This is a genomic window from Methylomonas sp. PHL2-19 (assembly GCF_059331595.1).
This window is the reverse complement of record NZ_CP196839.1, coordinates 3,966,170-3,990,017: the sequence shown is the minus strand read 5'-3', so window position 1 is coordinate 3,990,017 and position 23,848 is coordinate 3,966,170. Positions and strand designations below refer to the sequence as shown.

At 51.9% G+C, this 23,848-nt stretch carries 22 protein-coding genes; 18 read left to right on the top strand and 4 right to left on the bottom strand.

The window, feature by feature from the left end; translation table 11 throughout:
- Nucleotides 1-7 precede the first annotated feature (7 nt).
- The 16 genes from ACR02O_RS18350 (at nt 8) to ACR02O_RS18275 (ending at nt 19,349) form a co-directional block, all read left to right on the top strand.
- On the top strand, nt 8-1,372 hold the full coding sequence (locus tag ACR02O_RS18350) for a flagellar hook-length control protein FliK (protein ID WP_494522137.1): 1,365 nt from the start codon (nt 8-10) through the stop codon (nt 1,370-1,372).
- Between the two features lie 141 nt (nt 1,373-1,513).
- On the top strand, nt 1,514-1,939 hold the full coding sequence (gene rpsF / locus ACR02O_RS18345; RefSeq protein WP_033157341.1) for a 30S ribosomal protein S6: 426 nt from the start codon (nt 1,514-1,516) through the stop codon (nt 1,937-1,939).
- Nucleotides 1,940-1,964: 25 nt separating this feature from the next.
- Nucleotides 1,965-2,195 (top strand): 30S ribosomal protein S18, encoded by a 231-nt coding sequence (gene rpsR, locus ACR02O_RS18340; RefSeq protein WP_020482464.1) that lies wholly within the window; start codon nt 1,965-1,967, stop codon nt 2,193-2,195.
- A 67-nt stretch (nt 2,196-2,262) separates the two neighbouring features.
- Entirely contained in the window at nt 2,263-3,126 is an 864-nt protein-coding gene (locus ACR02O_RS18335; protein ID WP_240348250.1) for a hypothetical protein, read from the top strand.
- Nucleotides 3,127-3,172: 46 nt separating this feature from the next.
- Nucleotides 3,173-3,619: a 50S ribosomal protein L9 gene (gene rplI / locus ACR02O_RS18330; protein WP_033157343.1), complete on the top strand. Its 447-nt coding sequence runs from the start codon at nt 3,173-3,175 to the stop codon at nt 3,617-3,619.
- 4 nt (nt 3,620-3,623) lie between these two features.
- Nucleotides 3,624-4,565 carry an ADP-glyceromanno-heptose 6-epimerase gene (rfaD, locus tag ACR02O_RS18325; RefSeq protein WP_458139319.1) on the top strand — a complete coding sequence of 314 codons (942 nt, stop codon included), beginning with the start codon at nt 3,624-3,626 and terminating at the stop codon, nt 4,563-4,565.
- Between the two features lie 137 nt (nt 4,566-4,702).
- The gene (nosP, locus tag ACR02O_RS18320) at nt 4,703-5,863 is read left to right on the top strand and encodes a nitric oxide-sensing protein NosP (RefSeq protein WP_458139320.1); all 1,161 of its coding nucleotides are present in this window, start codon (nt 4,703-4,705) and stop codon (nt 5,861-5,863) included.
- On the top strand, nt 5,856-6,992 hold the full coding sequence (locus tag ACR02O_RS18315) for a GGDEF domain-containing protein (RefSeq protein ID WP_494522136.1): 1,137 nt from the start codon (nt 5,856-5,858) through the stop codon (nt 6,990-6,992). The genes nosP and ACR02O_RS18315 overlap by 8 nt, the downstream gene beginning before the upstream one ends.
- Nucleotides 6,993-7,429: 437 nt before the next feature.
- Nucleotides 7,430-7,984, top strand: coding sequence for an RNA polymerase sigma factor (locus ACR02O_RS18310; RefSeq protein WP_494522135.1), 555 nt, complete (start codon nt 7,430-7,432; stop codon nt 7,982-7,984).
- Between the two features lie 85 nt (nt 7,985-8,069).
- The gene (locus tag ACR02O_RS18305; RefSeq protein ID WP_494522134.1) at nt 8,070-9,035 is read left to right on the top strand and encodes a FecR family protein; all 966 of its coding nucleotides are present in this window, start codon (nt 8,070-8,072) and stop codon (nt 9,033-9,035) included.
- Nucleotides 9,036-9,129: 94 nt separating this feature from the next.
- Nucleotides 9,130-11,457 carry a TonB-dependent siderophore receptor gene (locus ACR02O_RS18300; protein ID WP_494522133.1) on the top strand — a complete coding sequence of 776 codons (2,328 nt, stop codon included), beginning with the start codon at nt 9,130-9,132 and terminating at the stop codon, nt 11,455-11,457.
- Between the two features lie 619 nt (nt 11,458-12,076).
- The gene (ppsA, locus tag ACR02O_RS18295) at nt 12,077-14,470 is read left to right on the top strand and encodes a phosphoenolpyruvate synthase (protein WP_458139325.1); all 2,394 of its coding nucleotides are present in this window, start codon (nt 12,077-12,079) and stop codon (nt 14,468-14,470) included.
- A gap of 342 nt (nt 14,471-14,812) precedes the next feature.
- A complete protein-coding gene (locus tag ACR02O_RS18290; protein WP_494522132.1) occupies nt 14,813-15,721 on the top strand; it encodes a hypothetical protein in 909 nt (302 codons plus the stop codon).
- Nucleotides 15,722-16,024: 303 nt separating this feature from the next.
- Nucleotides 16,025-17,284, top strand: a complete 1,260-nt coding sequence (waaA, locus tag ACR02O_RS18285) for a lipid IV(A) 3-deoxy-D-manno-octulosonic acid transferase (protein WP_458139327.1) — start codon at nt 16,025-16,027, stop codon at nt 17,282-17,284.
- A gap of 96 nt (nt 17,285-17,380) precedes the next feature.
- Nucleotides 17,381-18,592, top strand: a complete 1,212-nt coding sequence (locus ACR02O_RS18280; protein ID WP_033157351.1) for an argininosuccinate synthase — start codon at nt 17,381-17,383, stop codon at nt 18,590-18,592.
- Between the two features lie 142 nt (nt 18,593-18,734).
- A complete protein-coding gene (locus tag ACR02O_RS18275) occupies nt 18,735-19,349 on the top strand; it encodes a hypothetical protein (RefSeq protein ID WP_101051572.1) in 615 nt (204 codons plus the stop codon).
- A gap of 76 nt (nt 19,350-19,425) precedes the next feature.
- Here ACR02O_RS18275 and ACR02O_RS18270 read toward each other — a convergent pair whose 3' ends face one another.
- Together ACR02O_RS18270 and cysG are read right to left on the bottom strand one after the other, a co-directional pair.
- Nucleotides 19,426-19,761, bottom strand: coding sequence for a c-type cytochrome (locus tag ACR02O_RS18270; protein WP_020482446.1), 336 nt, complete (start codon nt 19,759-19,761; stop codon nt 19,426-19,428).
- A 207-nt stretch (nt 19,762-19,968) separates the two neighbouring features.
- Nucleotides 19,969-21,360, bottom strand: coding sequence for a siroheme synthase CysG (gene cysG, locus ACR02O_RS18265; RefSeq protein ID WP_458139328.1), 1,392 nt, complete (start codon nt 21,358-21,360; stop codon nt 19,969-19,971).
- A gap of 74 nt (nt 21,361-21,434) precedes the next feature.
- Between cysG and ACR02O_RS18260 the strand changes: the two genes are divergently transcribed.
- The gene (locus ACR02O_RS18260; protein WP_020482444.1) at nt 21,435-21,665 is read left to right on the top strand and encodes a sulfurtransferase TusA family protein; all 231 of its coding nucleotides are present in this window, start codon (nt 21,435-21,437) and stop codon (nt 21,663-21,665) included.
- A gap of 60 nt (nt 21,666-21,725) precedes the next feature.
- On the opposite strand, the gene ACR02O_RS18255 is transcribed toward ACR02O_RS18260, so the two are convergent.
- Nucleotides 21,726-22,382, bottom strand: a complete 657-nt coding sequence (locus tag ACR02O_RS18255) for a histidinol-phosphatase (protein ID WP_458139329.1) — start codon at nt 22,380-22,382, stop codon at nt 21,726-21,728.
- A gap of 153 nt (nt 22,383-22,535) precedes the next feature.
- Here ACR02O_RS18255 and ACR02O_RS18250 point away from each other — a divergent pair, with 153 nt between their 5' ends.
- On the top strand, nt 22,536-23,063 hold the full coding sequence (locus tag ACR02O_RS18250) for an RNA pyrophosphohydrolase (protein ID WP_020482442.1): 528 nt from the start codon (nt 22,536-22,538) through the stop codon (nt 23,061-23,063).
- Here ACR02O_RS18250 and cpdA read toward each other — a convergent pair.
- Entirely contained in the window at nt 23,060-23,848 is a 789-nt protein-coding gene (cpdA, locus tag ACR02O_RS18245; protein WP_494522131.1) for a 3',5'-cyclic-AMP phosphodiesterase, read from the bottom strand. The two genes, ACR02O_RS18250 and cpdA, sit on opposite strands and share 4 nt — an antisense overlap.

The window sequence follows — 23,848 nt, the reverse complement described above, 5'->3', positions numbered from 1 at the left end:
AAATGCCATGAATATCCAAGGTTTAAATCCGCTGTCTCTATTAGCCTCCGTCGATAGCGCCGGTGCTGCGACGACAGCTCTATTGGGCGAAGGTGGTGGTGGTGGCGTGTTTTCGGCGACGCTGCTTGAGCAGCTGGCACAATTGCAAAACAGTTTATTGAGTAAAGGGGCGGCCGGTGACGCCGGCTTGGCGAATTTACAGCAGCTGGGCGGATTGGGGACGGATGCTCTGAACAGTCAAAGCTTGCAAGATTTTACCGCTCTATTCGGCAAGAGTTTGCCGACGGCAACCAAACTTGATCAGGATATTAATCTCGACGATACCATGCAAGCCTTGGCGGGTGTTTTGCAATACTTGCAAGGCTTGGAGGCCACCGGTGCCGCGCCGCAAGCTCCGGTTTTACCGGTTGCATCGGCCGATCAAGAGAATCTTGCCGATATAGTGACGGAAAATATCGAGGCTGCACATGATGAGCAGGCGGTGAATGCTGCGATCTATGTAAGCACGCAAGCTCAGCCCTTGCCGGTGGCGGATAGCGTGAGTGTTGTTAACGACGCGCTGAAATCAGCGGTAGCAACCAGCGAGGCGATGTCTGCGATCAAAAACAGTCCGGAGCTGTTGAGTATGGATGCCAAAAAAGAGGCGTTGACGGCATTGAGTGGCGCTGATGAAGGGCGGAAGACGATGGTAGCGGAGAGCGGTTTTGCCAAAACCCTGGCCGCCGAAGACGGCGCGTCCCCGCAATTTGCGCAAGACAGCGCGGCTGATACTTTTCAAACCGAGCAGCGCGATGTGCCGAAGCAGCAAATTGGCGGTAGCGAGGCTGATGTGGGGTTATCGAGAATGACGGCCGACATCAACCAGCTGAATAAATCGGTAAATAGCGTCGGGCAAACGTCAGCGCCGACGATAGAAAAACATTTGACTCATCCGGAATGGAACACCGAGCTGGGCGAAAAATTGTTGTGGATGCATAAACAAGCGGTGCCTTCCGCTGAAATTCGGCTGAATCCTGAGCATCTCGGCCCTATTTCCATCAAGATCGATGTCAATCAAGATCAAGCCAATGTGGTCTTCACCGCCCAGCACGCGGCGGTCAGGGACGCAATCGAAGCGGCAATCCCCAAGTTGCGGGAAATGTTGGGTGGGCAAAACTTGAATTTGGCGGATGTTAATGTTTCCCAGCAACAATCAGAACAAAGACCGGGGCGCGAGTCCTTCCAAATGGCCGGCGAGCAAAATCGCAGTGGCAATAGTCAAAGCCAAGGCCATGCCGATACTGCGGCAACCGAGCCCTCCAACACTATGCTCGAAGAAATTGAAGCAGGTCGTGCTATCGCCAGTAATGGCTTATTGAGTCTGTTTGCCTAGTCAACTTTAGGCGCTGTTGAAAAATTGCTTTGCAAAAACAGCGCCTATTTCTATAATGCCCAGCTTTTTGGGGAATTTATCCCCACCCCTTGCCTCACTGTTCAAACGGATGGGAGGCTTTTAAACCCGTAAGGAGAAATCATGCGACATTATGAAATTGTCTTCTTAGTCCACCCTGATCAAAGTGCTCAGGTGCCGGCTATGATAGAACGTTATAAATCCACCGTTGAAGAAGCCGCAGGCAAAATTCACCGTTTGGAAGATTGGGGCCGTAGACATTTGGCTTACCCTATCAAAAAAATTCATAAAGCACACTACGTGTTGATGAACATCGAATGCGATCAAGCCACTCTTGAAGAACTGGAAAGCGGTTTTCGTTTCAACGACGCCATTTTGCGTAGCCAAACGCTGGCGCAAAAAGCGGCCGTAACCGAGCCTTCCGCGATTGCTGTCAGCGGTAACGACGGTCAAAAAGCCGGTAGCCGCGTTAAGGAAGAAGTCGAAGAAGAAACCGAAGAAGCTGAAGTAGAAGTCGTTGAGACTGAAGTCGCAGCGGATTCCGAATAATCAACATTGAACCAAGAGAATTGTGATGGCACGTAACAACATTAGACGCAAAAAAGGTTGCCGTTTTAGCGGCGAAGACGCGATCAAAATCGATTATAAAGATCTGGATTTATTGAGCGAGTACGTTACCGAAACCGGCAAAATCATTCCTAGCCGCATTACCGGTACCAGTGCGAAATATCAAAGACAGCTGACTTCCGCTATTAAACAAGCGCGTTTCTTGGCTTTGTTGCCGTTCTGCGACGCACACAAGTGATTTAGCACGGGGGGCGTAGCGCGTGCAATTTCTGGCCACTTTCATTATGAAAGGACGGATGCAGGCCATGACGGTCGCATCCAGCCTGGCCTTGCTATCGCTGCTGTTTCCTCCTGTCAGTATTGTAAGTTCAGCCGCTGTCTCATTGGTAACATTGAGGCGTGGGGCTAGCGAAGGCTTGTATGTGCTGATGTGCTCATGTCTTGCTGCCGCCGTATTAAGCACCTTATTGATCGGTAATTACCAGTACGCATTGCTTTACGGTTTGGCCTTTTGGCTACCGGTTTGGCTGATTTCGATAGTACTGCGCGAAGGCCGTTATCTGACACTGGCAATTGAAATTGCCGTGTTGCTGGGTGTGGCGGTGGTGCTGGGGATTTATACGATTCAGGACCAACCGGTACAGCTTTGGCGCGAAGTGTTGAGCTTTATGCTGCAGCCCATGCTTGAAGGCAAAACCGATGTGCCGCTTGAGCAAATTAGGCAGTCTGCAGAATTGTTGGCGCATTTCATGTCCGGAGTTGCCGCGGCAGGCAGCGTTTACGGCTTGCTGTTCGGTTTGTTTTTGGCCAGATGGTGGCAAGCAGCGCTATACAATCCGGGCGGTTTCAGAGCCGAGTTTTTGGCGTTGAAAGGGCATGTGCATCTGACATTAGGCACCTTGTTGGTGGCCGGAGTAGCCATGCTGACTTCCGGTAAAACCGCGGAACTTTGTTGGAACGTGCTACTGGTGCTGCTGGTGACCTACACAATGATAGGCACCGCAGTGTTGCACGCGGCGTTCTCGGTGATGAAGGGTAGTCGTTTCATGGTGCCTTTTTTATATGTCACATTGATGTTGATCCCGCATGTGATGGTGGTGATCGTGTTATGCGGACTGACTGACACCTGGCTGGACTTACGAAATAAACTAAAACCAAATGGAGCGTAAGCTCCCGATTTTTCGACAATCAAGTCGATCTAAGAGGTAGAAAACGATGGAAGTCATTCTTCTGGAAAAAACCGCCAATCTGGGTAACCTGGGCGATAAAGTAACCATCAAAGCGGGTTACGGCAGAAACTATTTGATCCCGCAAGGCAAAGCAGTGCCTGCTACGCCCAAGAAAATCAGAGAGTTTGAAGAGCGTCGCGCCGAGCTGGAAAAACAAGCGGCTGAAAAATTGGCTGCTGCAACTGCTCGCGGCGAAGCAATCAGCAAATTGAACGTATCCATTGCCCACAAAACCGGCGACGAAGGCCGTTTGTTCGGTTCTGTTGGTACACAAAACGTTGCTGATGCCATTACCGCTGCCGGCGTAAAAGTTGAGAAGCACGAAATCCGTATGCCAAACGGCGTCATCCGTAACATCGGCGAATACGACATTGCTATCAATCTGCATACCGACGTCGTTATTACGCTGCCGGTAAAAGTGGTAGCCGAGTAAAACCGTGATCATCGTAACCGGTGGCGCCGGCTTCATCGGCAGCAATCTGGTATTGGGCCTGAATGCCCGCGGTTATGATGATATTTTGGTCGTCGACCATTTGACCAACGGTATCAAATACCGGAATTTGGTCGAGTGCAAGATAGCGGATTATCTGGACAGAAGCACCTTTTTGGAACGACTGCAACAAGGTGCTTTCCAAGCAGAAACGATAGAAGCCATATTTCATCAGGGCGCCTGTTCCAGCACGACAGAGTGGGACGGCCGCTACATGATGGACAACAATTATGAATACAGCAAAACGCTGTTTCATTATTGCCAAAGCCATAAAATCCCGTTCATTTACGCCTCCAGCGCCGCTACTTACGGTGCCGATTTAACCTTCAAGGAAGAATTGGCTTACGAAGGTCCGCTGAATGTCTACGGTTATTCCAAGTTTCAGTTCGACCAATATTTGCGCAGACAGCAAAAATTGACCGCGCAAGTGGTGGGTTTACGCTACTTCAATGTCTACGGTCCGCGCGAAGCCCACAAAGGCAGCATGGCCAGCGTAGCCTTTCATTTGAATAATCAGATCAAAGATTCCGACGAATTACGCTTATTCGAAGGTTGCGACGGTTACGGCAACGGCGAGCAGCGCCGCGATTTTGTTTATGTCGGCGATGTGGTGGCTATTAACCTTTGGTTTCTGGATAACCCGCAAGTGTCCGGCATCTACAACTGTGGCACGGGTCGTAGCCAGACCTTTAATGACGTAGCCAATGCGGTAATCAAATTTCACCAGCGCGGCCATATCAAATATATTCCCTTCCCCGAGCACCTGAAAGGCTGCTACCAAAGCTTCACCGAAGCCAATCTGGATAAATTACGCGCCGCTGGTTGCAAACATTCGTTCCAAACCGTCGAGCAAGGCGTACAACTTTATATGGAATGGTTGAACGGCTAGTCAGGTCAATTTCTGTCATCGATCCAGATGATTTTTATAAGCAAATAACGACAAATCTCGATTTTTCTACAGCATGGTCTGGAGCCCGGTTGTAGAATATTTCCCTAATTCGTCAACAGTAACTGCCGAGAACGCAGATGAGTCCCCGCACGGCAATTCGCATTGCCCATTCCTGTTTAGCTGACCCCCAGCGGGCGGTCGAAGAGCTTGCTTTAGGTTTGCAGCACGCCGACACCACCTTGGTCATTTTCTTTTGTTCGAATAGTTATGACCGAACTGTGCTGGCTTCCGAAATAAGACGTCGATTTCAAGGTATCCAAGTGCTTGGCTGTACGACTTCCGGCGAAATTGGCGGTGCAGGATTACGTCAACAAAGCCTGGTAGGTGTCGGCTTTTCCGCACCGGATTTTATGGCAACCAGTGGCCTAATTCCTAATTTGCAACAGTTTCGCATCGCCGAAGGGCACGCGCTTGTCAACGAGCTTTTGTATGGCTTGCAAGATAGAGTGACGCATCTTAACGCGGAAAATTGCTTCGGTTTTTTGTTGATCGACGGCTTATCGGTCCGTGAAGAGCAGGTCACCCATGCGATACAAGACGCATTAGGCAATATCGCCATGATTGGCGGCTCGGCGGCCGACGACTTGCAGTTCCATAAAACATACGTTTATTGCGAGGGTGACTTCCATACGGACAGTGCCGTGTTGTTGCTGGTGCATACCTCGTTACCGTTCAAAATATTCAAAGCCCAGCATTTTGAGCCGACCGCGGAAAGATTGGTAGTCACTCTCGCCGATGCCAGACGCCGCGTCGTATATGAAATCAACGGCCTACCAGCCGCGCCGGAATACGCCAGACTCATTGGGGTTTCGGCAGACGCTTTAAGCCCAGCGTACTTTGCCGCGGCGCCGGTCGTGGTATCTATCGACGGAAACTATTATGTGCGGGCGATTCGTAGCGCCAACCAAGATCAAAGCCTGACTTTTTACTGCGCGATTGAGGAAGGCTTGGTATTGAGAGTGGCGCTGGGCGTCGATCCTATCGAAAGTCTGCAACAGGTTTTTGCCGAAGTTCGGGCCGAGATAGGCCAACCTCAGGTTGTTATCGCTTGCGATTGCATCCTGAGAAAGCTTGAGCTGGTACAGCGCGGGTTAACGGCGCAAGCAGAACAAATCCTGAGTGATAACAAGGTGATAGGTTTCAATACTTATGGCGAACAGTTTCGCGGCGTGCATGTGAATCAGACCTTCGCCGCGGTTGCCATCGGGGCAGTAGATAGGTGTGACGAGGATGATTGATATAGATGCACTCGATATAGAGAGCGAATTAAGGGCGGAAATCGTTCGCCTGAATAAAGTGGTGGAAGCCTTAATGAATCGAGTAGAGCATAGCGCCACTCAACACTACTCGGATTTTGATCAGTTTCAAACCACCATCATGCTGGAAAATTTGGTACGGGCGCGGACAAAGGAACTGCATGCGGCGTTGCGGGAAAACGAGAAAATTAATCGGGCCCTGCAGGAAGCCGAGGAGAAATTTCACCGGGTGCTGGATCAATCCTTGGTCGGCATCACCATGATTATCGAAGACCGCTTTCATTATGTGAATCCCAAGTTCGCGGCAATCTTCGATTACCCGGTCGATCAACTCATGACGATGGACATCATGGAACTCGTCAGCGATGCCGATGAACCTACCGTGCGCGCAGCGATGCAGAAAGCGCTGAACCAAGAGCTTGCCAAAATTAATTTTGTCGCCAACGCCGTGCGTAGGAATGGCCAAATGATCACGGTGGAGGTATCGGTGAGTCCGGCCATAGATATTGGTGGCAAGCCTGCGCTGATAGCGGTCTTGGCGGATATTAGCGAGCGATTGCGCTCCGAGCGGCAAGTCCAAGCGCTACACGAGCAACTCCAATATCAGGCGATTCATGATCCGTTGACCGGACTATATAACCGCCTGTTCCTTAACGAGAATTTGGAACGTGAATTGCTGTTGGCAGAGCGACAAGGCTACGAGGTGAGCGTGGTGATGAGCGATCTGGATCATTTCAAAATGATCAATGATTGTTATGGACACCAGGCTGGCGATGCAGTTTTGAAAGCATTTGCCGACATCCTGAAGCGTCATGCCCGCGCCAGCGATTTGGATTGCCGTTATGGCGGCGAAGAGTTTTTTCTGGTGTTGCCGGATACTTCGCTGCAAACCGCTAGTGAACGCGCCGAATCGATACGTTTGGCCCTGATTGCGCAGCCCATTGCCGTTGCCGACATCAGTATCCATGTCACCGCATCATTTGGTGTAGCCACCTACCCGGCAAACGGTCTATCCCCGGTGGCCTTGATCGGGGCGGCGGACAAAGCGCTCTATCTAGCCAAGGACGCTGGCCGCAATCAGGTCGTCGCAGCTGCCCAGCCATTGTCGTAGATGTTTTTAGCCCAGTTTGCGGATAGCCCGATTCGGTTTGTTTCTGTTGCGAAGTGCTTGCCGATTGCTCGCCGCTGCTGAGGTTGACCGCTTCTAGCTGCAGCCTGGCCGCGCTTTATTCGATACGTTAGATGCCGATGTTCTGGCGGATTCGGCTCAACGCGCTCAGCATGCGTGCGATTTGGTGCGCCCGGCACCATTGCCCGCTGATTTACCAAAACACATTCTCGATACTTTCGCACGGGGCGTAACCAAACCTAGAATGTCGCTGCCAATCAGGGATTCGCCGCAAAGCGCTGTGGCATATCACGTATTTTCTCTGTCTGTCATTCCCGGTATGTGCCGGCGAAAAAACTTAATAGCCTGATTTCTATTTGCTTGTGCGATTGGGCGCGTATCGTGCTGGTAACATCCGGACAATAACGCAGCGATGGCACATGTCCGACCAAGTATTTTCCGCAAAACCTTCCGACAGCGGCGAGCAAGCCGAACTCAGCGCCGAACAGTTTGCGGCATTCATCGATAAACATCGCGATGAACTCAGTCGTTTTATCGTGCGTAAACTGGGTTCGGAAGACCTGTCCGCAGACATACTGCAAGATGCTTATTTGCGACTGAGCCGCCAGCAAGCGCAGGAAACCATCGAGAATCCGCGGGCTTTTGTGTTTCGGGTTGTCGGCAATCTGGTGATCGACTACCAACGCCTTAGCGCCAATCGTCTCAAGCAGGATGTCGACGACGACACCTACAACGCCGTTCCCGAACAGTCGCCCGGCCCCGAGCAGCGTTATCAACAGAACCAGCGTTTGCAAGCCATTCATCAGGCCTTGGCGGAATTGCCCGAAGACTGCCGTCTGGCTTTTTACTGGAACCGGGTCGAAGGCCTTAGCCATACCGAAGTCGCGGCCCGCCTGCGCATTTCGGACAGTATGGTCGCCAAGTATCTGGCGCGGGCCATGCGGCATTGCCGGGACAGACTCAAACAACATTGAGGCACATGCCGACCGCCCGGAAAATATCAGCAAGAACCGCCGCGTCATCCGTCATAATAGTTTCAACCGTCCACACCTTATGCCGATGAGTAACGTACCCGTTTCCGAAATCACCACCTTGTCCGATCAGGCCATTGATTGGGTGATACGGCTGCGCGCCGGAAACGCCGGCGAGCAGGAGCGACGCGCGGCCGCCGAATGGCAAAATCGCAGCCCCTCGCACCGTCGCGCCTTTGCTGAGGCCGAACAACTGTGGTTGGACATGGGCGAGGGCTGGTCGGTAACCGATCTGCCGATTCCGGCGCAATCCATGAGCCGCCGGTATAGCCGGCCCGTCTGGCGCGGCTTGGCCGCGGCCGCGGTTGCCTTGGCTCTGGTGTTGCCGTTTTCCGGCCTTGGCGACCGCTGGTTCAGCGACTATTACACCGCTGTCGGCGAACAAAAAACCCTGACTTTGGCCGACGGCAGCCAGGTGCTGTTGAATACCGATACCGCATTGACGGTTGCCTATTCGGATACCGGCCGCAAACTGACATTGAAACACGGCCAGGCCTTGTTCAAGGTCGCCGCCGACCGTAAACGGCCGTTTGAGGTCGCCACCGATACTGTAGTGGTCAAAGCCTTAGGCACGGTCTTTGAAGTGTTGCAGCAAGACCACGCCGCCCGCATCACGGTGCAGGAACACGCGGTGGGTGTCAAAGGTCTGCAGGCCCCGGATTACCTGCCCGACGCCCGCATTCAAGAAGGGCAACAAGCGGTTTACAGTGCCGCCAACGGCTTGCAAGCTGCAGTGCCGGCCGATCCGCAGCAAAGCGCCGCCTGGCAACGCGGTAAACTGGTCTTTAAAAATCAAGCCCTGGCCGATGTGGTTGCGGAATTGGACCGCTATTTCCCCGGAAAGATCGTCATCAGCGACGCCAAATTGGCGGCGCTAAGGGTCAGTGGTGTCTTCCCCCTGGCGGACCGCGCCGCCACGCTGGCGATGCTGCAACAAATCCTCGCGGTAAAAATCAGTCAAATCACGCCGTGGTTGACCGTGTTGCACGGCTAGCGCAAAAAAATCCCGCCGCCATTACAAGATTTTTCCAGCCGTCCGTCTTAACCGGTACGCGGCAATGGTGCCGCCGCCACGTTAAGGACTACAGATGAAAAAATCGCTCGATACCGGTAGCATCCATCCCGGCCAGGCCCGTATGTTTAAACCCAAGCCTATTGCCGCATTATTACTGCTCGGCACTGTCAGCCTGGCCGCGATGGCCGGCGACGCTGCGCAAGCCTTCAACATCCCGGCGCAAGCCCTGGACAGCGCGCTGACCGAGCTTGCCTACCAGACCAACCTGCGCCTGCTCTATCCGGCGGACCTGGTCGGCAAACTCCGCTCCAGCCCGGTGTCCGGCCAATACACCCCGGAGCAAGCCATGCAGCGGATGTTGCAGGATTCCGGCTTGACGGTGCGGAAAACGGCGGACGATACGTTTACGTTGGAACCCGCCGCGAATGCCGAGCCGCGCACGGCTACGATGCCGGCGGTAACGGTGATGGGGAAGGCGGTTTATGATTCGACTGATCCTTACAATCCGGATTACAGCCTACCTAACGCGGCTACTGCCACCAAAACCGACACGCCGATCATGGAAACACCTTATTCCATCCAGGTCGTGCCGAAACAGGTTTTGGAGGATGTGCAAGCCATACGGCCAGGTGACGCTTTGAATTACGTCAGTGGTATCTATCAAGGATCGGCGAATTCCGGTGACTGGCTGGATTGGACAAAGCGGCGCGGTTTCGATCCGTTTCCTACCGGCGACTACCGGGACGGTGGCGCGTTTCCGCTTTCCAGTGCCTGGGGTGGGCGAGATTTGGCCAATATCGAGCAAGTCGAAGTGCTAAAAGGCCCCGCTTCGTTATTGTACGGTCAGGCAACACCAGGTGGTGTCGTCAATTATGTGACCAAGAAGCCGCTGGCAACGCCCTATTATTCCTTGCAACAACAATTCGGTTCTTACGATTATTACCGAACCACGCTGGATGCGACCGGACCGATTACTCAGGATAAAAACCTGCTGTACCGTTTCAATTTGGCATACAAAGATGCCAATTCATTTCGGGATACTGTCAGTAGTGACCGCATCTTTATCGCTCCGACCGTGACCTGGATTATCAGTCCGCGCACTCGAATGAATTTTGAATTGGAATATGATCACGGCCATATGGTGTGGGATCGCGGCATTCCGGCGATTGGCTCGCGTCCCGCCAATGTGCCACGAAGCCGTTTCCTTGGGGAAGCAGACCCCCAAAGCGAGTTTGAACGAATTTTAGTCGGCATGAACTGGTCGCACTCATTTAATGAAAACTGGACGTTTAATCATCGGTTTACCGCAGTTTTCAATGGTATTGACCAAGTCGCGAGTTTTCAAAATATAGATGCCGACAATACAACTCTTAATCGCTATATTGAGCTAGCGTCGGTTAAGCCGGAGGATGATGCCTCTTATTTTAACTCTGTCAATTTAACCGGGCATTTTGATACTTGGGGTTTGCAGCATACCTTGCTGTTAGGATGTGACTATTTTAGACAAGCAAAAAATGGAGCGATTAAAGGTTTTTCAGCCCCGACAACAAGTATTTACAATCCAATTTATTTGAGTGGGGCGGAAATACAAAGTCAAGTGTCATCACTTCAAGAGACTAAATTTACTGACTCAAACGATTGGTTTGGTTTGTATTTGCAGGATCAAATCAAGTTATCTCGAAATATTCAAATGCTTGCCGGTTTTCGCTATGACAGTTCCGAGAGCGACTGGACATTCGGAACAAGTAGTGGCCGCAGTCCTCGGACGGATAGCGTCACGCCACGCGGGGGCATGGTTTGGCAGCCCATCCCTGAGCTTAGTGTTTACGGCAGTTACTCGGAGAATTTCACCGGCATTAACGGTAACGGCCTCGGCGGTGTTTTGTTAGCACCCGAAACAGCGCAACAGTGGGAGTTCGGTTTAAAAACGGAATTATTCAACCAACGATTTTTGGCTACCTTGGCGTGGTTCGATCTAACCAAGCAAAATGCCTTAGTGGCTGATCCAAGAGATACCCGCTTTTCCGCCGCAGTAGGCGAAGCGAATGTTGCGGGGCTAGAGGTCGATTTGAAAGGCGAAATTCTGACGGGCTGGAATATGATAGGCAGCTATGCCTACACGCCGGATGCCGTCACGACAATTGGTAGTGACGCTGAAATCGGCAAGCGGTTTCCGGGCGTTCCGCGTCACGGCGGCAGCTTGTTTACCACCTATGAGTTGCAGTCCGGCCTCATGCAGGGATTGAAATTCGGTGGCGGGGTGATTATCCGCAGTTCTCAACACACCGAATCGACTAATAACGAAGTCGTATTGCCCGGCTACGCGACCGTTAATTTACTGACCAGTTATTTCCTGGAAAGTAGGGGCGAGCAAATTAACCACGCAATTAAACGTCAATAATTTGTTGAATAAAGAATATTACCCCGCAGCGGCGTTTAGTCGAAACAGTATCGAAGTGGGCGCGCCCAGGACGCTTATGGGCTCGGTGCGGATTGAGTATTGACCCGCGTAAGGCGGAAGCCGGCAGGCGTGCTCGTTCCCACGCGCTGCGCTTCTTTCTGGTTCCCAACCTCTAGGTTGGGAACCTCGGCCTTGGAAGCTCCAGCTTTCTAACTCTACAGGAAGCAAGAGCTTCCAAGTGTTTGGTTCCCAAGCGGGAGCTTGGGAACCAGGGAGGACTGTTCTCCTTCCCACGCGCTGCGTGGGAATTCCAGACTTCGCCGCGCTGCGGCACTAAATTACCATGTCCGCACGATTGGGTTTTAGTCCCTGAGCGCAAAGGATCGGCTTCCGGCCCGATGGTTTAAAACCCGTTTCAAACCCAGCCCGAAACCCTAGTCCTTAAGTTAACGGCATTGGGAGTGAATCCAGACCTTAACAATTAACCCGCCTTAAAATCTGCCAAAACCTTGCGTACCGGGATTTCATCCGCCCCAGGCGACAGCTCCAAACCCTTGCCGATTACCGCCAACGGCGTATGCTTATCAGGACAAGCATAACAACAGCCAAGGAGCGCAACATGTCCACGCACAATCAATACATCCGCTGGTTTGCAGAACTTACCATCCACGATATTCCGCTGGTCGGCGGTAAAAATGCCTCGCTCGGCGAGATGTATCGCGAGCTGGCCACCGAGGGGGTGATGGTCCCCAATGGTTTTGCGATTACCGCCGAAGCTTACCGTTATATGCTGGATCAGGCCGACGCTTGGCCGCGTTTGCACGCCTTACTCGACGACGTCGATGCCGACGATGTTGCCGATTTGGCACGCCGTGCGCAACAGGCGCGCGATTTGGTGTATGCGGCGCCGTTGCCGGCCGATTTGCAGCAGCAAATTCTGGATGCTTTTGGGCAATTACAACGGCAATATCAAGACGATTTAACCGTCGCGGTGCGTAGCTCCGCGACTGCAGAAGATTTGCCTACTGCCAGTTTTGCCGGCCAGCAGGATACTTATCTGAATATTCGCGGCGGCCAAGCCTTGCTGGATGCCTGCAAACGGTGTTTTGCCAGCTTGTTTACCGACCGGGCGATTCATTACCGGCTCGATCAAGGCTTCGATCATTTCAAAATCGGTTTGTCGATAGGCGTGATGAAAATGGTGCGTTCCGATTTGGCGGCCAGCGGTGTGATGTTTTCCCTGGATACCGAGTCGGGCTTTAGCGATGTCGTGTTTATCACCGGTGCTTACGGTCTGGGTGAAAACGTGGTACAGGGCGCGGTCGATCCGGACGAATTTTACGTGCATAAACCCACTTTCGCCCAAGGTTATCGAGCGGTATTGCGGCGTACGCTGGGAGCAAAAAAAATCAAGATGATCTATAGCGACGGCCGCACCCGCGAACCGATTCGCAACGTCGCCACCTCAAATCAGGAGCGCCGGCAATTTTGTATCGACGATGCGGAAGTGCTGCAATTGGCCGATTACGCGCTGAAAATCGAACGCCATTATGGCCGACCTATGGACATGGAATGGGCTAAGGATGGGTTGGACGGTAAGTTGTATATCGTGCAGGCCCGCCCGGAAACCGTGGCCTCACAAAAGCGGGGTAACGTGTTAGAACAATACCAGCTCAAACAGGCAGGCGAAGCCATCGTCAAAGGCCATGCCGTGGGCAGCAAGATTGCAGTTGGGCAGGCGCGGGTGATAGACAACGTCGCCAAACTCGGTAGTTTCAAACCGGGCGAAGTGCTGGTGGCCGATATGACCACGCCGGATTGGGAGCCGGTGATGAAAACCGCCGCCGCCATCGTCACCAATCGCGGTGGGCGCACTTGTCATGCCGCTATCATTGCCCGCGAATTGGGCGTGCCGGCGGTGATCGGTTGTGAGAACGCGACGGCCGCGATAGCGAGCGGCAGCGTGGTGACGGTGTCGTGCGCGGAAGGCGATGTCGGCAAAGTCTATGCCGGCCGGCTGGATTTTGACGTGACGCAGACGGATTTGTCGCAACTGCAACGGCCAAAAACCAAGATCATGCTCAATCTGGGCAATCCGGAGTTGGCGTTTAAACTCAGTTTTCTGCCCAACGACGGCGTCGGTCTGGCGCGGATGGAGTTCATCATCACCGAATATATCAAGGCCCATCCGATGGCTTTGATTCACCCGGAAAAGGTCGCGGATGCCGGCGAACTGGAGCAACTTAAGCAGTTGACCGAAGGCTATGCCCAACCGGAAGAGTTCTTTATTCAACGTCTGGCGGAAGGTGTCGGTACGATCGGCGCGGCGTTTTATCCGAAGCCGGTGGTGGTGCGGATGTCGGATTTCAAAACCAACGAATACGCCACCTTGCTGGGCGGACGTTGGTTCGAGCGCGACGAAGCCAATCCGATGATTGGTTTTCGCGGCGCCTCGCGCTATGTGCACCCGGCTTATGCCGAGGGGTTTGCGCTGGAATGCGCGGCCATGAAGCGGGTGCGCGAGCAAATGGGCCTGAAAAATGTGGTGTTGATGATCCCATTCTGTCGGCGCATAGACGAGGCCGAGAGAGTATTGGCTTACATGGCGGAGCTGGGTTTAAGGCGTGGCGATGACGGCCTGGAAATTTACGTGATGTGCGAAATACCGAATAACGTCATCTTGATCGATGAATTCGCTAAATTATTCGATGGTTTTTCGATCGGTTCCAACGACTTGACCCAATTGACCTTGGGTGTGGATCGGGATTCCGAAATCGTTGCCAACGACTTCGACGAGCGAGATGCCGGCGTGAAGACGATGATTCGCCTGGCCGTGGAAGGTGCTCGCCGCAACGGCAGGCATTCAGGTCTTTGCGGTCAAGCGCCGTCCGATTACCCGGAAATGGCCGAATATTTAGTCGAAATCGGCATTGATTCGATGAGCTTGAATCCGGATACGGTGTTGCAGACTACCCAGCGTCTGCTGGATTTGGAACGTAGGTTGAGACGATAGCTACGCTGGGCGTTTGATGGCTCTGTGACTTGCCGCTGATGTTTTCAATACAATGTTACACCTAACTCTGTGTTGCTCTCGAACTTTGGTCGGAAACGGTTGCTCGAGTAAGGGGAAAATCTAAATTATGTTATTTCACCTGTTTTTTGTGAGCTAAATCACGGAATTTGATTAGGGGCTGAGAATAAGTAAATTCTAATTGTTTGTAATTAATACGTTTTATAGGTGGCATAAGGATTGCGTTAGGGAGGCAGGTGCCTGTCAGTGATGGCTTACAAGATTGTTAAGTCCTGGACTCAAGGTGCTTTCTCCCCAAAACTTAAGATTTAAGGTAAAAAACGTATGATCAAAACAAAATTGGCTAAAGCTGTTTCGATGGCGGTCGCGGGTGTTGCGCTTTCAGCGGGTGCATCTACCGCATCAGCGCACGTCATGTACAACACCTTCACGACAACGGCGGCCAGTGCAACCGATGGTTGGAATTACACTTATGACGGTCCTGATGACAATACAGTTGCGACCGGCCCTGAAAGCGGTGGCTATCAAGGTACCCAAGTGCCTTGGCTTGGTACAGCAGGCGGTGCGTTGCCGTTTGGATATACCGGTCGCGCGCATTTGAACTGGGCTGCGGCGATTCACGGACCAGGAACCTTGGAGGTGTCTGCCGCCGACGCACTGGCTGATTATGGCGTGGCAGCGGAAATTGATACGGGCGCCGGTGCTTGGAAAGATAATGGCCTGGGTAACGACGGTTTACCCACTGCAACAGGTCCAACCGGTTGGAAACACCAAATTGACATGGGTTTGATTAAATCCGACATCTCTACTGTACTGAGGCTGAACCTGACCTCGCTGGGCACCATTAACGGTAATTTTGGCGTTACCGTGTTTAAAGGTATGGATACTACCAACTCGGTAGCTTATAGCCACCACGGTAGTTGGAATAACACCGGCAAGCCGGAAAATACCAGCAACCCTTTCTACAATACGGGCGTTGGTTCCGGTATGGAGTACCTGACTCATGACGCTACCGTAGATGCCGTGAATTATCTTGAGTTTTTCGCAGAGGCAGGCCAAGTTTATACCATTGCGCTGGGTGGTAACGGCGTCGGCAGATGGAATGCAAACGTCTCCGGCTATGAATTGTCCATCGCCGCAGTACCGGTCCCTGGCGCCGTTTGGTTATTCGGCAGTGCGATGGCCGGTATGATCGGTTTTGGCGGTCGCCGTAAAGCTGCTGTCGCGGCGTAAGGATGAAAGCATGCTGCAAGTCTGACGGTTTGTAGCGCAAGGAAATGTGGTTTTAGGAATAATCAGGAAGATTCGCCAGGGATGGCGTCTTTGTTACGGGGCTGCTAAGGATGTGGTCGACCGTTCCTCCCAATAGATTCGTCGCTACCTTGTACCGAGTTCTAATCATAAGTTAGCAGTTAAATTTTAGATTTACCCTTTGATATACTCCCTGGTATTTTTGAGGGTGTGCTAATGTCCAATGACGCAACGCTAGCTTTAAAACGCTTTGTTTCGCAGCTGGCTTACAGGTTTTAAAAGCCGATGCGTCGTCTCTATACATTGGTTTTCGGTTTAATTTTACCCGCCGTTTTGTTTAGGCTTTACTGGCGCGGCATCAAAGCGCCGGCCTACCGGCAGCGTTGGCGCGAACGCTTAGGCATCTATTCCACCCCATCAAAGCGCGATGTCATTTGGTTGCACGCGGTTTCGGTGGGCGAAGCGGAAGCGGCTTTTCCATTGCTTAAGCTATTGCAGGCTGAATATCCGGAAATACCGGTGTTGGTCACCACCACCACGCCGACAGGGTCGGCGCGTGTTCAAGCTGTACTGGCTGACCAAGTCGAACACGTCTATCTGCCTTACGATTTACCTTTTATAGTCGCGCGCTTTCTTAAGCATTTTCGGCCAAGGCTGGCGGTGATCATGGAAAAGGAGATCTGGCCGAATTTGTTTGCCGCCTGTGCGATGCAGGCGATTCCACTATTTGTGATTAACGCGCGATTGTCCGAGCGATCTGCGCGTTCTTATCAAAAAATCCCGCGGTTGGTTAAACCGGCTTTAGCTTGCGTGCACACGATTGCAGCGCAAACCGAGGAAGATCGCTCGCGGTTTATCGAGATTGGCGCCGAATCGACGCAAGTACAGGTGCTAGGGAATATCAAGTTTGATGTGACCATAGATGCGGCCACGGTTGCGGCTGGGCAGGCTTTGAAACAACAATTGTTTGCCCGGCGCTGGGTTTGGATTGTCGCCAGCACTCATCAGGGCGAAGAAGAGATATTTCTGGTGCTTTACCCGCTCCTTAAAGCATCGATACCCGAATTGCTATTGTTGATAGTGCCGCGTCATCCTGAGCGCTTTCAAGCAGTTAAAAGGCTCTGCGAACAGCAGGGTTTGGTGGTGGCGATGCGTAGCGAGCAAAAGCAGCATCACGAGCAAACCGATGTTTATATCGCGGACAGCATGGGCGAGTTAAAAATGTTGTACGCCGCTGCCGATCTGGCTTTTGTCGGCGGTAGTCTGGTGCCGGTCGGTGGTCACAACGTATTGGAACCGGCTGCCATTGGCGTACCCGTGTTATTTGGCCCGGAAATGTTTAATTTTCAGGAAATTGCTGAGCGCATTTTAGCCTTGGAGGGAGCGATACAGTGTCGTGATAGCCAAAGCCTAAGCGATGCAGTGTTGCGTCTCTATCGTGATGTGGCGTTTAGAAATAGGTTGATCGATAACGGCAGGTTGTTTGTAGAAAATAACCAAGGCGCGACAAAGCGGGTGGTGGGTTTGTTGGCGCAGTGCCTGTAGTTTTACGTATGGGTTAGGGTGGTTAGCGGGCAACTCGTTGAGGTTTTCCGTTATAATTCGCCCGTTTTTTAATTTGTAAAAGGTGTGAAGCGCATTATGTCGGATATTAAAAAAGTGGTGTTGGCCTATTCCGGTGGTTTGGATACCTCGGTTATTTTGAAATGGCTGCAAGATGTCTACGACTGCGAAGTGGTGACATTTACCGCCGACATCGGCCAGGGTGAAGAACTGGAACCGGCTCGCGCTAAAGCAACTGCTGCCGGCATCAAGGAAATTTATATCGACGATTTGCGCGAAGAATTTGCTCGTGACTTCGTGTTTCCGATGTTCCGTGCCAATACCATTTACGAAGGCGAGTATCTGCTCGGCACTTCGATTGCCCGTCCCTTGATTGCCAAACGCTTGATCGAAATCGCCAATGAAACCGGTGCTGACGCGGTCTCTCACGGCGCGACCGGCAAGGGCAACGACCAAGTGCGCTTTGAGTTGGGCGCTTACGCCTTGCGTCCGGATATTAAAATCATCGCCCCTTGGCGCGAATGGGATTTGAACTCCCGGCAGAAGCTGCTGGATTATGCCGAACAGCATGGCATTTCCGTGGAAATGAAAAAAGGTAAAACCTCACCTTATTCCATGGATGCCAATTCGCTGCATATTTCGTACGAAGGCCGGATTTTGGAAAATCCCTGGACGGAACCGGAAGAAGATATGTGGCGCTGGACCGTATCGCCCGAGAACGCCCCTGATCAAGCGACCTATGTTGAGCTGACTTATCAAAATGGTGACATCGTTGCTATCGACGATGTGCCGCATACGCCGCATCAGGTGATGGAAAAATTGAACAAAGTTGCCGGTGCTAACGGCGTTGGTCGTCTGGACATCGTCGAGAATCGCTATGTCGGTATGAAGTCCAGAGGCTGCTACGAAACCCCTGCCGGCACTGTGATGTTGAAAGCGCATCGAGCCATCGAATCGCTGACCCTGGACCGCGAAGTGGCGCACTTAAAAGACGAGTTGATGCCGCGTTATGCGTCCTTAATTTACAACGGTTACTGGTGGAGTCCGGAGCGGGCGCTGTTACAAACCATGATCGATGCCTCACAGGTCAACGTCAACGGCAAGGTCCGGGTGAAGTTGTATAAAGGCAATGTGGTTGTGGTCGGTCGCGCCTCGGAAACCAATAGTCTGTTCGATGAAAATATCGCGACTTTTGAAGAAGATGGTGGTGCTTACAACCAAAAAGACGCCGAAGGCTTTATTAAACTGAATGCCCTGAGAATGCGGATTGCCGCCAAAAAAGGTCGTTGATCGCGGTTTGTATAAAACAGGACATTTTTGATTTAGCTTGTATAATGCGCCGATGTATTTCCGGCGGGCATGGGGTGCCGTTTAGGCGCCGCGTGCTCTAGGAAATCAATAGAGCTTCCCGATTAGCAACACTAAAAGAATAATGAGCGATATGCCTGAGATTAATCTGGATGATGTCAATACCGATAAGCATGAGATAGTCTATCTGCGCGCCCATCAGCATCAGGCGCTGATGAAGGCTAATCGCTTTTTGTTAATGCTGGTTCTGGCGTTGATGGCGGCGGTTTTTTTGTTGGGTTTTGTCTTACTGCCTAAACAAAATCTGTTGACCGAAATACAAAAGCATCAGGCTATCTCGGCAGTGTATGCCACGCAGAATCCGGCGCTATCCGCCGAAATCAGCGCCTTGAAAGGTCAGTTGTTCGGCTTGTTAAGCGGGTCTATCGACAGCAAGCTAAGAGCTCTGGAAGAGAATATCAAAAAGGGTAGCGTGGCCGATTCCCTGGAGACCATTCAGGATCTGAAAGGCGATGTCAAAATACTCACTACCTATTCCGTTGATTCGCCGGCAAAAGTGGAAGGTGCGGCTGCCAATCAGGCCCTGATCAAGGAATTGAACGACATTAAGGATTTGGTTTATCTGACCTTTGTGTCTTGCGGATTGATGATTGCGGCGGTTGCCGGAGTTTGGCTACGCAACCGCTACCGCTTAACCCATCAACGCAGCCAACAGGCGTATCTCGGTCGTCAAGACTAACTTGTAGTATAACGACCATAAAAAAGCCGCTGTCCCGTGAGGGGCAGCGGCTTTTTGTTTGCCTGTAAGGCTACGATTATTTTTTCAGATATTCGTAAACTGCATCGATAGCTTGGTCTTCGGTGTAACCTGCTTTTTTCACAGGACCGACTTCCATGATAGCCGCAACAGCTTTAGGCATACCGTTTTTGCCTTCTTTCAGAACTTTAGCGAACTGGTCTTTAGGCAGTTTGCCGGCGCTGATCAAGGCCGATAATTGTGGGTTGGAAGCGATGTCATGGCAAGCGCCGCAACCACGACCGAAAGCACGCTCATAAATTTTCGCGCCGATTTCTTCCGCTTCGTTAGCTGCAACTTGTCCGCTGATAGCGATCAAAGCTGCGCCTACTAATAAACCGAATGATTTTTTCATATGATTCTCTCGTTGTGTTTAAAAAAAGAACTGCATATTGTTATTTGCATAGGCAGTTCATTGGGAAATTAAGCGGGTAAAGGATAGGGAACTTTAGCGAAAAATTCAATCGATTTTCTCTGTCGTTCGCGCCTTTACCGGGTTTGCGGGCTGATTTTTCCAAGTAAAACTTAACATCGTCTGAAATAAGGAAAAATTCACACGTGCTTAGTTTTGGCCGGGTTGAAACCATTCCAACTGTTTGCGCAGGCGCACTACGGTGCCCACTATGATCAAGGTCGGTGGTTTAATGTCCGCGTTTTCGACACGTTTAGGCATATCGCCCAGGGTGCCGGTAATGACTCGCTGATGGCGGGTAGTGCCTTGTTGAATCAATGCAATTGGTTGATCGACCGGGCAGCCGTGATCGATCAACGATTGGCAGATAGTCTCCAAACCGACCAGACCCATATAAATCACGACGGTCTGGTTGGGAGAGGCTAACTGGCTCCAGTTGAGGTTGATGTTGCCGTCCTTCAAATGCCCGGTAACGAAGGTGCACGACTGTGCATGGTCTCGATGTGTCAGCGGTATGCCGGCATAGCTGGCGCAGCCGGCGGCAGCGGTAATGCCTGGTACGACTTGAAACTGAATGCCTTGCTGCATCAGGGTTTCGATTTCCTCGCCACCTCGGCCGAAAATAAACGGATCGCCGCCTTTCAGGCGTGCGACGCGCTTGCCCGACAAAGCCAGATTCGCCAGCAACTCGTTGATCGATTCCTGCGGTAAGCTGTGATTGCTGCGTTGCTTGCCCACGTAGATTTTCTCCGCGTCGCGGCGAGCCATTTCTAATATTTCCTGGGAGACGAGCCTGTCGTAGACGATCACATCCGCTTGCTGCATCAAGCGCAGGGCTCGGAAAGTCAATAAATCCGGATCGCCGGGGCCGGCACCGATCAAATACACCTCGCCGCGATTTTGTGTCTGCTCAGCCGCATCAAGTTTGGCTTGTAATTCTATTGCAGCTTGCTCGCGGCGGCCGGAAAACACCAATTCGGCGATGTGGCCTTGCAAGGCGTCTTCCCAGAATACCCGGCGGCGGTTGGGTTCTTTGAGTCGTTCCTTAACCAATGCTCGAAAATCCTCGGCAAACTGCGCCAGCAGCCCGAACGCGCCGGGAATGGCGCTTTCCACCTTGGAACGCAGTAAGCGCGCGAGAACCGGTGACACGCCGCCGGAAGACACTGCTACGATTAACGGCGAGCGGTCAACGATCGCTGGAAAGATAAAACTGCACAAATCGGGATTATCGACCACATTCACCGGAATATTATGAGCTGTTGCAGCTTGCGCAACCGTTTCGTTGACCGTGCGCTGGTTGGTGGCCGATATGACCACGCGCATGCCTTTCACATCGTCCGCAGCAAAGGCCTTTTGTTGGATTACTACTTGATTATTGCGCCCCATTTCCGCGACGCTGGCGCTAATTTCCAGCGCTACCAAGGTAATACGCGCGCCGGTTTTTGCCAGGAGCTCGATTTTACGCGAGGCGATTTCGCCGGCGCCGACAACCAGGCATGGCTGGTCTTTTAGTTTTAAGAAAAGCGGGAAGTAATCCATGGTGCTTGATTTTCGTGGTCTGGGGTTGGTGTTATTATAAGCGTTGTCTAAAGAACAGTTGAGTGAACACCACTATGATCGAATTTGATTTGGAAGTCGATGCCAGCGGATTGCAATGTCCGTTACCGTTGCTGCGTTTGAAAAAGGCGATTATGGAAGTGGAAAGCGGCAGGGTAGTCAAAGTGATTGCTACCGATCCGGCGGCCCATTTGGACTTTGGCGTCTATATCGATCAGGCGGGACATATTCCGCTGAAGATATTCAAGGAAGCCGATAAACAAGTATTCTTTATACAGAAAAAATAGAAGCGATTCAATATTATAAAGGGTCAAAAGGGCGCTTCTTTTGACCCTTGTCCTCAGCTTTTATTTCCTCAAGCTAATAATCGGCCAGTTTGCTTGCCGAGCAACTTCCCGTAGTTTTTCGTCGGGATCGACAGCAACCGGTTGATCGACCAAGCTCAATAGCGGCAAATCGTTATGCGAATCGCTGTAGAACCAACTGCCTGCCAGCGTTTCCGTGGAATTGGCCAGCCAGTCGTTCAGCTGCACTACTTTTCCTTGCTGAAAGCAGGGTGTGCCGTTGAATTTACCGGTGTAGCGACCATCGACAAATTCCGGTGTGGTAGCCAGCAGGTTGTCGATACCGTATAGCTTGACGATCGGTTCGGTGACGAAGCGATTGGTGGCAGTAATCACCAGCAAGGTGTCGCCGGCCGCGCGATGCTTTTCCACCAAAGCCTGGGCAGCCTCCAGCATGATCGGCTCGATCAGCGTTTCGACGAATTCAGCGCGCCAGCGATGCAGCTGCTCTGCGTCGTGTTGGGCTAGTGGCGCCAGTGAGAAATGCAAAAACTCGACAATATCCAGCGTGCCGTGTTTGTAATCCTCGTAGAATTTTTTATTGGCCTGTTCATACTGGTCTTTGTCGACAATGCCACGGTCGACTAAAAATTGGCCCCATAAAAAATCGCTGTCATCGGCGATCAGCGTGTTATCCAGATCAAAAATCGCTAAGCTCACGGCAAATCCGTCGTCATAAAGAAAAAAGTAGCGGCCTGTGGCGTCCGCCGGTTATTTGTGGAACAATTGCGCCATTCATTTTAATGGCCGTGCCGTTGTTAATTTTAACATCCAGGCATTAGCAACAGGGCGGCAAATAATACAGGTTTTTACATGATAGACTCGAAAGGATACCGGCCTAATGTCGGCATTATCCTTTGCAATGACGAGGGTCGTGTGTTTTGGGCAAAGCGCAAGGGCGCTAACTCGTGGCAGTTTCCGCAGGGCGGGATCGATGGCGACGAGGACCCGGAAACCGCGATGTATCGGGAGTTGTGGGAGGAAACCGGCTTGTGTGCAGAGCATGTGCAGTTGCTGGGGCGCACCCGTTATTGGTTGCGCTATAAACTGCCGGATCGGTATATCCGCAAAAATTCCACGCCCTTGTGCATCGGGCAGAAACAGATTTGGTTTATTTTGCGCTTGATGACAGATGAATCGAATGTCAGGTTCGATTGCGGGCACAAGCAGGAGTTCGATAACTGGAAGTGGGTGGAGTACTGGTATCCGCTGAAAGACGTGGTCTACTTCAAGCGCCGGGTGTACCGCAAAGCGATGGACGAACTGGGAGCTTTGCTGATTGCCAATGACGTGGGTGTCAACGCCGAGAGTTATTTATCCGGAAGATTGGCGTTTGGTTAGTAACTGTGCTGGTTGGTTTGTAAGCCGCTCATGCTGATGGGCAGGTGATAGCATCTGGATCGCAAGTCGCCGTCATCCCCCAATTCGAAGACCCTGTACCCGGGTGCTAGCGTGTCCAATTCAAACTCAGTGGCAAACGGTTTGAACTGAAAACAGCTGGCCGGCGTGGCGTATATCGCTATTTGTCTATGACTAGTTTGCATTTCCTGATGCAAATGGCCGCAAGTGATGGCTTTAACTTGTGGGAAGTGTTCCGCTATTGCTAGCAATTCCTCACCGTTCTCAATTTGCATCGTATCCATCCAGCTACTTTGGCTTGTAACGCAATGATGGTGTATCGCCAGCAGGGCGGGCGCGTCATTTGTGCTTAGTGTTTGCTGCAAAAATGCCAGTTCTTCCTGTGATACAAGCCCGCCAGGGCACCCGGGTTTTTGGCTGTTTAACGCAATAATCTGCCAATTCTTCAGCAGCACATGTTTACGGCAACTGACGAAGTCAACGTTCGACTCGGTTTGCATCAGTTCCCAGTCGTCATGATTACCCGGCAAACACAGGCAAGGTGTTTGATAAGTTTGCAGATGCCGGCAAATTCGCCGGTAGCTATCGGCGCTAGGGTCTTGGCCCAAATCGCCGGTCAATAAAATCAAATCGAATGGGCCGTGCGTGACATGCGCGTGGGCCAAGGTGTTTTGGAAATACTGTTCGGTATCGATACCCAACATTTTATCGCCGGCATGCGGCAATATATGCAGGTCGGTTAACTGCAAGACTTTTAAAGCAGGCAT

Excerpts from the sequence above, each read along its gene's own strand:
- rpsF (WP_033157341.1), top strand. The coding sequence starts at position 1,514 with ATGCGACATTATGAAATTGTCTTCTTAGTCCACCCTGATCAAAGTGCT.
- ACR02O_RS18315 (WP_494522136.1), top strand. The coding sequence starts at position 5,856 with ATGATTGATATAGATGCACTCGATATAGAGAGCGAATTAAGGGCGGAA.
- ACR02O_RS18260 (WP_020482444.1), top strand. The coding sequence starts at position 21,435 with ATGATCGAATTTGATTTGGAAGTCGATGCCAGCGGATTGCAATGTCCG.
- ACR02O_RS18305 (WP_494522134.1), top strand. The coding sequence starts at position 8,070 with ATGAGTAACGTACCCGTTTCCGAAATCACCACCTTGTCCGATCAGGCC.
- ACR02O_RS18350 (WP_494522137.1), top strand. The coding sequence starts at position 8 with ATGAATATCCAAGGTTTAAATCCGCTGTCTCTATTAGCCTCCGTCGAT.
- nosP (WP_458139320.1), top strand. The coding sequence starts at position 4,703 with ATGAGTCCCCGCACGGCAATTCGCATTGCCCATTCCTGTTTAGCTGAC.
- ppsA (WP_458139325.1), top strand. The coding sequence starts at position 12,077 with ATGTCCACGCACAATCAATACATCCGCTGGTTTGCAGAACTTACCATC.
- ACR02O_RS18335 (WP_240348250.1), top strand. The coding sequence starts at position 2,263 with ATGACGGTCGCATCCAGCCTGGCCTTGCTATCGCTGCTGTTTCCTCCT.
- ACR02O_RS18280 (WP_033157351.1), top strand. The coding sequence starts at position 17,381 with ATGTCGGATATTAAAAAAGTGGTGTTGGCCTATTCCGGTGGTTTGGAT.
- ACR02O_RS18250 (WP_020482442.1), top strand. The coding sequence starts at position 22,536 with ATGATAGACTCGAAAGGATACCGGCCTAATGTCGGCATTATCCTTTGC.
- ACR02O_RS18290 (WP_494522132.1), top strand. The coding sequence starts at position 14,813 with ATGATCAAAACAAAATTGGCTAAAGCTGTTTCGATGGCGGTCGCGGGT.
- cpdA (WP_494522131.1), bottom strand. The coding sequence starts at position 23,848 with ATGCCTGCTTTAAAAGTCTTGCAGTTAACCGACCTGCATATATTGCCG.
- ACR02O_RS18270 (WP_020482446.1), bottom strand. The coding sequence starts at position 19,761 with ATGAAAAAATCATTCGGTTTATTAGTAGGCGCAGCTTTGATCGCTATC.
- ACR02O_RS18300 (WP_494522133.1), top strand. The coding sequence starts at position 9,130 with ATGAAAAAATCGCTCGATACCGGTAGCATCCATCCCGGCCAGGCCCGT.
- rplI (WP_033157343.1), top strand. The coding sequence starts at position 3,173 with ATGGAAGTCATTCTTCTGGAAAAAACCGCCAATCTGGGTAACCTGGGC.
- rpsR (WP_020482464.1), top strand. The coding sequence starts at position 1,965 with ATGGCACGTAACAACATTAGACGCAAAAAAGGTTGCCGTTTTAGCGGC.
- ACR02O_RS18310 (WP_494522135.1), top strand. The coding sequence starts at position 7,430 with ATGTCCGACCAAGTATTTTCCGCAAAACCTTCCGACAGCGGCGAGCAA.
- waaA (WP_458139327.1), top strand. The coding sequence starts at position 16,025 with ATGCGTCGTCTCTATACATTGGTTTTCGGTTTAATTTTACCCGCCGTT.
- ACR02O_RS18275 (WP_101051572.1), top strand. The coding sequence starts at position 18,735 with ATGAGCGATATGCCTGAGATTAATCTGGATGATGTCAATACCGATAAG.
- cysG (WP_458139328.1), bottom strand. The coding sequence starts at position 21,360 with ATGGATTACTTCCCGCTTTTCTTAAAACTAAAAGACCAGCCATGCCTG.